9 protein-coding genes are annotated in these 11,095 nt (G+C 72.5%); 5 read left to right on the top strand and 4 right to left on the bottom strand.

The annotated features are described in order from the left end of the window. Positions 1–18 precede the first annotated feature (18 nt). Together AB6L24_RS35340 and AB6L24_RS35335 are read left to right on the top strand one after the other, a co-directional pair. Positions 19–705, top strand: coding sequence for a DUF7019 family protein (locus AB6L24_RS35340; RefSeq protein ID WP_405662270.1), 687 nt, complete (start codon positions 19–21; stop codon positions 703–705). Beyond that, positions 706–2,793, top strand: coding sequence for a HEAT repeat domain-containing protein (locus AB6L24_RS35335; protein ID WP_405662268.1), 2,088 nt, complete (start codon positions 706–708; stop codon positions 2,791–2,793). 44 nt (positions 2,794–2,837) lie between these two features. Here the strand turns inward: AB6L24_RS35335 and AB6L24_RS35330 are convergent, their stop codons facing one another. Then, the gene (locus AB6L24_RS35330; protein WP_405662266.1) at positions 2,838–4,340 is read right to left on the bottom strand and encodes an MFS transporter; all 1,503 of its coding nucleotides are present in this window, start codon (positions 4,338–4,340) and stop codon (positions 2,838–2,840) included. A 118-nt stretch (positions 4,341–4,458) separates the two neighbouring features. Between AB6L24_RS35330 and AB6L24_RS35325 the strand changes: the two genes are divergently transcribed. The 3 genes from AB6L24_RS35325 (at position 4,459) to AB6L24_RS35315 (ending at position 6,156) form a co-directional block, all read left to right on the top strand. Further along, complete coding sequence (locus AB6L24_RS35325; RefSeq protein ID WP_405662263.1) at positions 4,459–4,779, top strand: ArsR/SmtB family transcription factor; 321 nt, start codon at positions 4,459–4,461, stop codon at positions 4,777–4,779. A gap of 114 nt (positions 4,780–4,893) precedes the next feature. Continuing rightward, positions 4,894–5,286 carry a VOC family protein gene (locus AB6L24_RS35320; protein WP_405662261.1) on the top strand — a complete coding sequence of 131 codons (393 nt, stop codon included), beginning with the start codon at positions 4,894–4,896 and terminating at the stop codon, positions 5,284–5,286. 135 nt (positions 5,287–5,421) lie between these two features. Beyond that, positions 5,422–6,156, top strand: coding sequence for a hypothetical protein (locus tag AB6L24_RS35315; protein ID WP_405662260.1), 735 nt, complete (start codon positions 5,422–5,424; stop codon positions 6,154–6,156). Positions 6,157–6,237: 81 nt separating this feature from the next. On the opposite strand, the gene acnA is transcribed toward AB6L24_RS35315, so the two are convergent. The 3 genes from acnA to AB6L24_RS35300 all read right to left on the bottom strand — a co-directional run bounded on the left by acnA (position 6,238) and on the right by AB6L24_RS35300 (position 11,083). Continuing rightward, a complete protein-coding gene (gene acnA, locus AB6L24_RS35310) occupies positions 6,238–8,952 on the bottom strand; it encodes an aconitate hydratase AcnA (RefSeq protein ID WP_405662259.1) in 2,715 nt (904 codons plus the stop codon). Positions 8,953–9,210: 258 nt separating this feature from the next. After that, positions 9,211–9,993 (bottom strand): hypothetical protein, encoded by a 783-nt coding sequence (locus AB6L24_RS35305; protein WP_405662258.1) that lies wholly within the window; start codon positions 9,991–9,993, stop codon positions 9,211–9,213. Between the two features lie 79 nt (positions 9,994–10,072). Next, positions 10,073–11,083 (bottom strand): LacI family DNA-binding transcriptional regulator, encoded by a 1,011-nt coding sequence (locus tag AB6L24_RS35300; RefSeq protein ID WP_405662256.1) that lies wholly within the window; start codon positions 11,081–11,083, stop codon positions 10,073–10,075. Positions 11,084–11,095: the final 12 nt, after the last annotated feature.

Raw genomic sequence — 11,095 nt, 5'->3', positions numbered from 1 at the left:
GCCCTCCACACCGAGGACATGAAGCACTTGCGGTACTACGTCTACGTCTCCACCGCCAAGGTGGACATGCTGTACGAGCAGATCCCGCCGAAGCTCCTCCGGCGGCTCGCCGTCGAGGCCAAGGTCGACCTGAAGGTCGTGAGCGTGGCCGTGCAGTCGCCGCGCGCCGAGCCCAGCGCGTACGACCGGCTCGACCTCGTGGAGGCCTACCTGGAGCGGGAGTTCGACGTCAGCTGGATGTCGGAGCCCGCCGCCTGGTTCCGGGGGGACCTGGGGCTGCGGATCGCGGGGTACGGCGAGGCGGACAAGCCGACGCTGATGACGGGGCGCGACGGGGACACGGTCGTCGCGCTGATCGGCTCGGCGCACCATCTGATCGGCCATCAGGCGGCTCCCGACATGCACCGGGTCGGCTTCTCGGGACTGCCGTCGATCTTCCGGCTCCTTCAGGACACCCCGCCCGAGTGGGAGCGCCAGTTCAATGTCCGCTCGTGGAACACCATGCCGGATCGAGGGAGCGTGACGTCCGACGTGCTGCGCGTCGCCGAGGCGTTGACGGTGCCGCCGATGTACTGCGAGTTCCTGGCGCGGCAACTGATGCGCGGCACCGTGACGCAGGAGGACGGGCGGGAGCTGACGATCGTCGTCGGGACACCGCTGTACGTGGCGATGTCGGACCGGGTGCCCGTGGACGGGGAGGTCTGAGTGGAGCAGGAGTCGTCGCTCGCCGATCTGGTGCGGATGCGCTTGGCCGGGGATGTCGCGGGGCTGTGCCGGGCCACGCGGTCGGAGGTTCTCGACGTCCGCCTCGGCGCCACGACGTTCCTCGGCGGCAGCACGGATTCGCCGGAGGCCGTCGAGACGCTGCTCGCCTGCCTGCGGCGCGGGCCGCGGTGGCAGGCCGCCGAGGCCTTGGGGAGGCTGCGGGAGCACCGCGCGGTTCCCGGGCTGCTGCGGATGCTGGCCGCGTCGCGTGCCACTCACGAGCAGCTGGAGAAGCCCGCCGTCGACGCCCTCGTCGCCATCGGTGGGCCGCAGGTCGTGCGCGGACTCGTCGAGCTGTGCGGCCAGTTGGCGACCGGCCGCGGATACTGGACGGTGCGGGTGCTCGACGCGCTGGCCGCGTTGCGCGCGCCGGAGGCCGTGACTCCGCTCCTCGCCGCGCTCTGGGCGTACCTGCCGGGGCGCGCGGAACGCGTGCTGCGGACACTCGGCGCGATCGGGGACCCTCGCGCGACCTCCGCCCTCCTCGTCCTCGCGCACACCCCCGCCCCCGACAGCCACGTGCGCCGGGCCGCCGTGACGGCGCTGCACGCGCTGCCCGACATCGACTGGCCGACCGCGCACCCGTGGCCGTCCGCCGAAACGCTCCTGCACGCCCCGCAGCGCGACCCGGACCCCGAGACGGCACGCCTGGCGACGGCTCTGCTCTCCCGGACGGAGGACGGCCGCGCCCACCTGTGGGAGGTGCTCCGCACGGCGTGGCACTCCCCGGACCACCCCGATGCCCCGCCCCACGCCGTGGCTGCCGTCTGCACTCATGTGGCGGAACGGCCCGGCCTCTTCGCCGTGCCGGACCCGGGCGAGCACCACGCCCTGCTCCGGCACCACTTGCGCGCGTCACCGGTGCCGACCGTGCGCCGGGCCGCCGCCCGGGCCCTCGCCGCGTACGCGCGCGTCGAGGCGAGTGAGGCCCTGCTGGAGGCTCTGAGCGACGCGCACATCAGCGACGCCGTGGCGGACGTCATCGCACGTCTCCCCAAGCCGCCGCTCCGGGAACTCCAGGAACTGCTCACCGACACGCACCGGACCGTGGCCCAACGGCGCGGCGCCACCAGGGCGTTGGGTGCCGCCGGGCACACGGCGGTCGCGCCGGTGCTGCTGACCCTCCTGACGGACGACGCGGCCCCGACGGCGTTGCGCACCGCCGTCGCGGACGCGCTCGGCGCCCTACGCCCCCCGGAAGCCACCACACCCCTCGCGGCCCTGGCCGAGGACGAGGAGGAACCCGGCACCCTGCGCGCCCATGCCGTGCGGGCCCTCGGCCTGATCGGCGCACCGCACACCCTGCCGGTGGTGCTCGCCTGCGCCCGCTCGCCGCACGAGGCGGTGCGGGCACGGGCGGTGGCGGCGCTGGGCGCCTTCCCCGTGGCGGAGGCGGCCCGGGCGCTCGGGGAGATCGTCACGTACAGCACCGGACCGCACGACACCGCCCCCAGCAGCACTCCGGCCGAGCCACACGACACCGCCCCCGGCACCACCCCCGCCGAGCCACACGACGCCGCCCCCGAGCTGGCCCGCACCGCCCTGCACGCCCTGCGTCGCGTCGGCGCCCCCGCCCTGCCCGTCCTCATCGCGCTCGCCGACGGCGTGGACGACCTGGGCGAGGACCTGGCCGACCGGCTCGTCGCGGCGCTCGCCGCCCACCCCGGGGCCGAGGCGACCGCCGTCCTGGTCCGGCTCGCCGCGGCACCGGAGCCGCCGTGGGGCGCCGGGCGCGTCGAGCCCGGCGCGGGCCGGCTCTCCACGTTGCGCCCCGCGCGGGAGGCCGCGTCCCTCGCCCTGACCGAGCGCGGCACACCCGACTGCCTCACGCCCCTGACGTCGCTCCTCGGCCCGGACTCGTGGTTCGGCGCCCAAGAGGCCGCCGTACGGGCCCTGTTGGAGATCGGCGCCGGCGAGGCGCACGAGCACGTGCTGGCGTACTGCCGCAGGGCGACGCACTTCTACGGCTGGCACGTCGAAGCGGTGAACGCGATAGCCGAGGCCCGCGGGGTCGGGCTCGGACCGTAGGCCGGGCGGGACCTCACCCGCCGCGCCCCGAGCCCCCTGGCGTCCTAGCCCAGGCCCTTCTCCCCGTCGGCGCCCGGCTCGGCGGCCCCGCGCCCGCCCATCAGCGCGAAGACGACAAGGCCGAGGACCAGGCAGATCGCCGCGAGCCCCCAGAGCACCAGGTGGAAGGCAGAGTCGTACGACCGGGACGCGGTGAGCGTCGTGAGGACCGAGCCGTACAGCGCCACCGCGACGGCCTCGCTGCCGAGCCGCAGCGTGTTGAGGAAGCCCGCGGCCATGCCCGCCTTCGCGGGGTCGACCAGGGCCAGGGCCTGGCCGTCGACGAGGCCCGCGGCGAGCGCCATGCCCGCGCCGGTGACGATCATCGGCAGGGCGACGACGGCGACGGACACGTCGGGGCCGAAGAGGGTCAGGGCGGCGTCGCCGACGACGAGGGCGGCGAGGCTGGCATAGATGACGGTGAGCGCGGGGACGCCTCGGGCCACCGACTTGGCGGCGAGCAGCGGGAGGACGAGCATCGGCGCGGTGAGCAGGACCATGATCAGGCCTGCCGCGCCGGTGCCGCGGCCGGTCACCTCCGTCAGATAGGTCGGCAGGTACGTGAGCATCGTGACGAAGCCGAACGATCCGGCGACCGGGACCAGGCACAGCGCCAGGAAGCGACGGTCGCGCAGCAGACCCAGGTCAAGGAGCGGGTGCTCGCGCCGCTTCTCGACGGAGCCGAAGACCGCGAGCGCCACGACCGCCCCGGCGAAGAGCCCGAGCACGCCCGCGCTCCCCCAGCCCCACTGGGAGCCCTGCACGATGGCGGTGGTCAGCAGCACCATGGCCACGACGAAGACCACGCTGCCGGGGACGTCGACCCTCGCGCCGGTGCGGGGCGTCGGCGGCACCGCCCGCGCGATGACCGGCACGGCGAGCAGGACGACGGCGAGCGCCACGGCATGCAGCGCGAACACCCAGCGCCAGCTCACCGTCTGCAGCAGCACCCCGGAGAGCGAGGGCCCGACCGCGATGCCCACGCCCGCCACGGTGCCGAACAGCGCGAACGCCTTGGCCCGCGCCGGACCCTCGTACACCGTCGACAGGATGGCGGCCCCGCACGAGAAGATCGCCGCGCCGCCGACACCCGCGAGGGCACGGGCCGCGTCCAGCAGGAGCACGCCGGAGGCGAGGGCGCTGGCGAGCGAGGCGACCGCGTAGACGGCGGCCCCCGCGGCGAAGGCCCTGACCCGGCCGACGACGTCGGCGACCGAGCCCCAGACGAGGGTGAAGCAGGCGAAGGCGACGTTGAAGGCGTTCACCACCCACTGGAGCGGCGCCGGTTCCGCGTGCGTGGCGGCTCCGATGCCCGGCAGGGCGACGGCGGTGCCGGAGATCGACATCGGGACGACGAAGACGGCGAGGAGGATGGCGGCGAGCGGGAGTGCGGGCGGCTTCGGCGCCTCCGTCTCCCGCGCCGGGGGTGCGGACCGCGCTGCGGGCGCGGGCTGGGTCGCGGATTCGGACAGCGTCGCGGACGCGGACCGCGTCGATGGTTCGGGCATGGCGAGGAGACCCCCGGGAAGACGAGAAGGTTCGGTTTCAATCGAACCTGACCCTGACACGCGCGAGAGGTACGATGCAAGTAGAACCTGATGGGACCCGAACGCGAGGAGCGACTCCGTGCCGGACGAAGAAGGCCACCCGCTGCCCTCCGAGATGGACCTGCGCACGGTCCTGCACGCCCTCGCGGACCCCCTGCGCTTCGGCGTGATCGCCGGGTTCCTGCGCGAGCCCGACGGCACCGAACGCACCTGTGCCTCCTTCCAGTTGCCGGTGTCGAAGTCGACGACGTCGCACCACTTCAAGGTGATGCGCGAGGCAGGCCTGCTCCGCATGGTCGACCACGGCAACAGCCGCACGGCGGTCCTGCGCCGCGCGGAGCTGGACGCGCGCTTCCCCGGCCTGCTCGGCCTGGTGGGCGCCGAGCCCGCACAGGACTGATCGGATCCGCTCGACAGCGCGCCCGGGGCCCGCCTAAGATCCCCGGCAGCATCGCGTGCCGGTCACCGCCCGGGTGAGGCATGGAGGTGCGGGAGATGCCCACGGAGGCATTCCTTGGCAGTTCAGCTCAATCACACGATCGTCCACGCCCGCGACAACCGGGAGTCCGCCGAGTTCTTCGCGGAGCTGCTGGACCTCGACATCACGGACGAGTGGGGCCCGTTCATCGCGGTCGCCCTCAGCAATGACGTCACACTCGACTTCGCCACCGCCCCCGCGGACAGGATCACTCCGCAGCACTACGCGTTCCTGGTCTCGGAGGCCGAGTTCGACGCCGCGTACGCGAAGATCAAGGAGCGCGGCCTCGCCCACTGGGCCGACCCGCACCAGCGGCAGCCGGGCGGGTTCAACCGCAACGACGGCGGCAAGGGCGTGTACTTCCTCGACCCGTCGGAGCACGCCATGGAGCTGATCACGGTGCCGTACGGCGGCCTGCCGCAGGCATAGTCGCCGTCGCCGGATTTCGCCCTACCGGGGCGCGGGGTGCGCGTGGGACCTTCGTCGCAGGAAGTGCGGGAGTTTCCAGAGCGCATCCCGCACCCGGACGGGAGAACCGAATTGAAGCGATGGACAGCCATGCGCGTGGGGCGACCGGCACTCGCCCTCGCGGTCGGCGTGGGCGCCTTCCTGGGCACGGCGGGGCCGGCCCAGGCGGCCCAGGACCGACAGGAGGCGGCCGCCTCCGGCTATCTGAACCTGCACCAGTGCGCGTACTACGCCAGCAGCCTCGACGACCACTTCAACTCCTTCCTGACACCCAGCGCCGACGGGCGCTACTCCACCGGCACGAAGCAGTCCGCCACCGCCGACACCACGGCGGCCTGCGGCGCGGGGAACGGCAATCACGTGCCCGTCCCGCTCCTGCACGGCGTCAAGGCCCTGAACCTCGCCGCGGGCCGCTACCTCAACCTCCAGCAGTGCGACTACTACCGAAGCGCGAGCACCGACCGCTTCACCACCCTGGTGACGCCGAGCGGCGACGGGCGCTACTCCACCGGCACGAAGATCTCCAACTCCCCCGAGACCAGCCCGACCTGCGGCCCCGGCAACGGCAGCCACGTCCCCAACCCGGGACTCTCCGGCGTCAGGGCCCTGGACCTGAACGCGGGCCGCCACCTCAACCTGCACCAGTGCGTGTACTACTCGGAGCGGCACAAGAGCCACCTCACGAGCGTGGTCACCTCCCCCGACACCCGGTACTCGACCGGGACGAAGGTCTCCGACACCGTCGACACCAAGCCCACCTGCGGCCCCGGCAACGGCGACTACGTCCTGATCCCGATCCTCTCGGCCGTCAAGAGCATCCCGCTGCGCTGATCACCCGCGGTGACGCGCGAGAGGGCCGTACCCCCCGGTCGACGCCGGGGGGTACGGCCCTCAACTGCCGTCCCTGACCGCTTACTTGCGGATCAGGCTGCGCAGCACGTACTGCATGATGCCGCCGTTGCGGTAGTAGTCCGCCTCGCCGGGGGTGTCGATGCGGACGACCGCGTCGAACTCCACGCCGGTGTCGGTGGAGACCTTGACCGTGCGCGGGGTGGTGCCGTTGTTCAGCTCCTCGACGCCGGTGAAGGAGAAGGTCTCCTCGCCGGTGAGGCCGAGGGAGTCGGCCGACTGGCCCTCGGGGAACTGGAGCGGCAGGACGCCCATGCCGATGAGGTTCGAGCGGTGGATGCGCTCGTACGACTCGGTGATGACGGCCTTGACGCCGAGGAGCGCGGTGCCCTTGGCGGCCCAGTCGCGGGACGATCCGGAGCCGTACTCCTTGCCGCCCAGGATGACGAGCGGGGTGCCCTGCTCGATGTAGTTGCGCGAGGCGTCGTAGATGAAGGAGACGGGGGCGTCGGCCTTCGTGAAGTCGCGGGTGAAGCCGCCCTCGGTGCCCGGCGCGAGCTGGTTGCGCAGGCGGATGTTGGCGAACGTGCCGCGGATCATGACCTCGTGGTTGCCGCGGCGCGAGCCGTAGCTGTTGAAGTCACGGCGGGCGACGCCGTGCTCCGTGAGGTACTGGCCGGCCGGGGTGTCGGCCTTGATGGCGCCGGCCGGGGAGATGTGGTCGGTGGTGACCGAGTCGCCCAGCTTGGCGAGGACGCGGGCGCCGGAGATGTCCGTGACCGGGGCCGGGTCCATCTGCATGCCCTCGAAGTACGGGGGCTTGCGGACGTAGGTGGACTCGGTGTCCCACTCGAAGGTGTTGCCGGTCGGGATCGACAGGGCCTGCCACTGGGCGTCGCCCGCGAACACGTCGGAGTAGGACTTGTTGAACATGTCCTCGCCGATGGAGTTGGCGACGACGTCGTTGACCTCGGCCTCGGTCGGCCAGATGTCGGCGAGGAAGACGGGCTTGCCGTCCTGGTCCGTGCCGAGCGCGTCCTTGGTGATGTCCACCTTCATCGAACCCGCGATGGCGTACGCGACGACCAGCGGCGGCGACGCCAGGTAGTTCATCTTGACGTCGGGGTTGATGCGGCCCTCGAAGTTCCGGTTGCCGGAGAGGACGGACGTCACGGCCAGGTCGTGGTCGTTGACGGCCTTCGAGACCTCCTCGGGCAGCGGGCCCGAGTTGCCGATGCAGGTGGTGCAGCCGTAGCCGACGAGGTTGAAGCCGACCTTGTCCAGGTACGGGGTGAGGCCCGCCTTGTCGAAGTAGTCGGTGACGACCTTCGAGCCCGGGGCGAGGGTGGTCTTGACCCACGGCTTGCGGGTCAGGCCCTTCTCGACGGCCTTCTTCGCGACGAGCGCGGCGGCGACCATCACGTACGGGTTCGAGGTGTTGGTGCAGGACGTGATCGCGGCGACCGTGACGGCGCCGTGGTCGATCTCGTACGTCGAGCCGTCGGGGGCCGTGACCGTGGTCGGGCGGGACGGCACGCCGTTGGAGGAGGCCGGGGCGTCGGAGGCCGGGAAGGACTCCTTGCCCGCCTCCTCGTCCTCGGAGACGTAGTTGCGCACGTCGACGGCGAACTGCTGGGCGGCGTTCGCGAGGACGATGCGGTCCTGCGGACGCTTCGGACCCGCGATCGACGGGACGACCGTGGAGAGGTCCAGCTCCAGCTTCTCGGAGAAGTCCGGCTCGGCGGCCGGGTCCAGCCAGAGGCCCTGCTCCTTGGCGTACGCCTCGACGAGCGCGACCTGCTGGTCGGAACGGCCGGTCAGACGCAGGTAGTTCAGGGTCTCGCCGTCGATCGGGAAGATCGCGGCGGTGGAGCCGAACTCCGGCGACATGTTGCCGATGGTGGCGCGGTTGGCCAGCGACGTGGCGGCGACGCCCTCGCCGTAGAACTCGACGAACTTGCCGACGACGCCGTGCTTGCGCAGCATCTCGGTGATCGTGAGCACCAGGTCCGTGGCGGTCGTGCCCGGCTTCAGCTCGCCGGTCAGCTTGAAGCCGACGACGCGCGGGATGAGCATCGAGACCGGCTGGCCCAGCATCGCGGCCTCGGCCTCGATGCCGCCGACGCCCCAGCCGAGGACGCCGAGGCCGTTGACCATCGTGGTGTGCGAGTCGGTGCCGACGAGGGTGTCGGGGTACGCCTGGCCGCCTCGAACCATGACCGTACGGGCCAGGTGCTCGATGTTGACCTGGTGCACGATGCCGGTGCCCGGCGGGACGACCTTGAACTCGTCGAAGGCGGTCTGGCCCCAGCGCAGGAACTGGTAGCGCTCCTTGTTGCGGCCGTACTCCAGCTCGACGTTCTGGCCGAAGGCGTCCTTCGTGCCGAACTTGTCGGCGATGACGGAGTGGTCGATGACCAGCTCGGCCGGGGCCAGCGGGTTGATCTTCGCCGGGTCGCCGCCCAGCTCCTTCACGGCCTCACGCATCGTGGCGAGGTCCACGACACACGGCACGCCGGTGAAGTCCTGCATGATCACGCGGGCCGGCGTGAACTGGATCTCCTGGCTCGGCTGCGCCTGGGAGTCCCAGGAGCCGAGCGCGCGGATGTGGTCGGCGGTGATGTTCGCGCCGTCCTCGGTGCGGAGCAGGTTCTCCAGGAGAACCTTCAGGCTGTAGGGAAGGCGTGCGGAGCCCTCGACCTTGTCCAGCTTGAAGATCTCGTACGACTCGTCGCCCACGCGCAGCGTGGCGCGGGCGTCGAAGCTGTTCGCCGACACGACAGTCTCCTTCATATATGTGCGCAGTCCACCGCATCCTGCCGTCACCGCTTCTCGCCGATCCGCTAAGGTAAGGCTAAGTTAGGTAACCCTTACCGGCGGATGCGGCGAAGGCGTGCGGCTGCGGCGCGCCTCGGCAGATATCTCGATGTCGAGATAACTCTAATACATCACCCGCCGTCGCGACGAGGCGCGCCCCGCTGTCCTGTCACAGCGGCGGTCCGGCGTGCGCTCGCACGGCCCGCCCGCGGGCCGCGCTCAGGTGCGGCGCACCGGCGCGAGCGTGCACTCGATGTCCCACTGCGCGCGGTCGAGGGACCTGCCGCGCGGCAGAATGCGGGTGCCCGAGGCGACCGTCACATGGCGGTCGGCGGAGAGGCAGAAGACGACGAAGACCCGCTGATGGGCGAATTCGACCGTCTCGTCGTAGTACCAGTCGGGGAAGACGCGCCGGTCGTCCCGTACGAAGGGACGCTGCAGGAACTCCTGCACCTCGACGGGGAAGTTCCCCAGAACGCCCCTGGTCTCGTCGTCCAGACTCAGAGGCCGCGCGACGGCGGCCGGCGACGGCTGCTGCCGATGGCTGTCGGCCCCCGGGCGGCGCAGGACCCGGGACCAGCCCGCGGCCCGGCTCTTGGGTGCCGCTCCGTCGAACGACTGCCGCCGCATCGCGCCCGGCTCAAGTCGCAGGCGTTCGACCAGGTAGACCCACTTGCCGTTCCTGACGACCGGGGTCGCACGGCAGAGGCCGTCGGTCCCGAACACGGTGGCTCTGACGCGACCCTCGTGGTCCACGCGCGCCCACCACTCGAGGACCGTGCCCGCCTTCGCCCGCAGTCTGTCCTTGACCCCGGCCCCCAGCATGTCCCAGCACGCCTGCCGGTCGGGGAACGAGTCGTCCACGGGGAAGCCGCCGGGCTCATGGAGCGACGGCACGACCTCCAGGGGCTCCGGGCGCCGCGGCACCAGGCTGTTCCCGCCCGTCGGCAACTCGGCCCGCCGGCCACGCCCGGGGCCTTCCGGCAGCTGTCCACCCGTCATCCGCTCCCCCTGGCCGACCGTGAGACCCAGCGCCTTGCGACGGCCATTGTCGCGCCTCGCCCGGCCCCGGTCGACGCCCTCACCGAAGGTTCGGCCGCCGTGTGCCCCGGGACGAGGTCCGCACGTGCAGGGCCGCCGGGACGACGGCCGGGCCCGGCGCCGGCGGGTCGGCGCCCTCGATCAGGGCGACCAGACGGGCCACGGCCGCGCGGGCCATGAGTTCCGGGTTGAGGCTCACCGTGCTGACGGGCGGCGCGGTCCGCGCGTAGCCCGGGTCCTCGCTGGCGCACACGAGCAGCAGGTCGTCGGGGATCCGCAGCCCGTGGCGGCGCGCGGCCGCGAGGAACTGGCGGCCGCCCGGGTCGTACGCGGCGTACACCGCGTCCACGCGGTCGGTGCCGGTGAGCAGGGCGTCGAAGGCCCGGCCCTCGGCGTCGGCCACGTCGAACCGCACGGCGCGCGCCACGACGCCGCGCTCCGCGCACCACTCCTCGTACGTCTCCGTCACCACGCGCGCGTACGTCTCGGTGCCGCTGCCCGACTGCAGGGCGACGCGCCGGGCGCCCGCGGCCGTGAGATGGCCGAGGACCTCGCGGGTGGTGGCGGTGTGGTCGTTGTCGATCCAGTGGTCGCCCTCGTGCACGTCGCCGGGGACGCCGTCGAAGACGACCGGGATGCCGCGGGCGCGCAGGGCCCGTGCCATCGGGTCACCCGGCGGGCTGTCGGCGATGAGCATGCCGTCGACGGCGAGCGTGTGCCAGGCCGCGTCCGCGACCCGGTGCGCGGGCAGCGTGGTGACCGCGTACCCGTGCGCGTGCGCGGCGGCGGTGGCCGCGGTGACGGCACGGGAGAAGTAGGCGATCTCGGTGTAGTTCCAGGGGCCCGGGAACGTGGTGACGGCGATGCCGAGCGTGCGGGTGCGCGGGCCCCTGAGCGGGGCGCCGTAGCCGAGCGCGGTCGCGGTCGCGCGGACGCGCCGCCGGGTCGCGTCGGCGAGCCGCCCGGTGCCGTTGAGCGCGTGCGAGACGGTCGCCGTCGACACCTCGGCGGCGCGCGCGACATCGGCGAGGGTCGGTCGGCTGTCCGGCACGGGGTCATCGTA

Source organism: Streptomyces sp. RK9 (assembly GCF_045070545.1).
GTDB lineage: Bacteria > Actinomycetota > Actinomycetes > Streptomycetales > Streptomycetaceae > Streptomyces > Streptomyces alboflavus.
This window is presented reverse-complemented; position numbering and strand designations above follow the sequence as displayed.